Below are 890 nucleotides of genomic sequence, written 5' to 3' on the forward strand. Positions count from 1 at the left end.
GTCGGCTGCGAGTTATCAGCGGTGTAAGTCCAATGGCCTAAACTATTGATACTCAGAGTACCAAATTGACCTTGTTGCACTGTGGCCTGGAATTGGTTTTGTCCTGAATCTACATCGGTTACGGTGAGGGCGCCATCGACATGCAGTTGTCCTTGATGGACGTCTTTATCTTCGGTTAGATTAGCCGATGAAACGCCACCAATTTGAGCGGTTTCATTGCTACCGTTAATACTAATGGTAACTTGTTTGGATACTGGGGTGCCTGAGCTATCAGTTGCTGTGACTGTGAAAGTTTCAACTGCTACTTCTCCCTGATGTAGGGCTAAAGTCGTTGCTGAATGATTATCTAGAACGTATTGCCATTCTCCAGATTTTGAATCAATGACGAGCTGGCCAAATTGACCTATTCCATTTGAGGCCGACCAAGTGATGCTATCGCCATTATCTGGGTCGGTAGCTATGAGGTTGCCTGAAACGGTATCAATTGAACCTAACTCATTGAGACTAGCATGATGTATACCTGAAATTTGCGGTAAATCGTTACTACCTTCAACCTCTACAGCAATGACCGAGCTCACTTTATTGCCTTGGCTGTCCGTTGCCGAAATGACAAATTGTTCTGTTTGATGAGTCCCTTCAGATAATGCATTTGTTTGCTGGTTATTATTATCAAGTTGGTAATGCCATTCGCCAGTTAACTGGTTTAACGTTAACTCACCATATTTACCTTGAGCATTGTCTGTACTCCACAACACTTGGTTAGCATCAGTGCCTGTAGCTTGCATTACGCCACTCGCAGTATTCACTGCATTATCTTCTTTTAATTGTGGTGCTGATTGTTGACTTGCTATTTCTATTGGGGTTTCATTCGTGCCAGTGCCAGTGCCAGT

General features: G+C 43.7%; 1 protein-coding gene. It reads right to left on the bottom strand.

The features are described 5' to 3' along the window. Positions 1–890 (bottom strand): VCBS domain-containing protein (locus BCU91_RS20390; RefSeq protein WP_198590453.1); only part of this gene is annotated, 890 nt, incomplete at both ends.

Origin of the sequence: Shewanella sp. 10N.286.52.B9, from assembly GCF_002873635.1 — a bacterium.
Classification (GTDB): Bacteria; Pseudomonadota; Gammaproteobacteria; order Enterobacterales; family Shewanellaceae; genus Shewanella.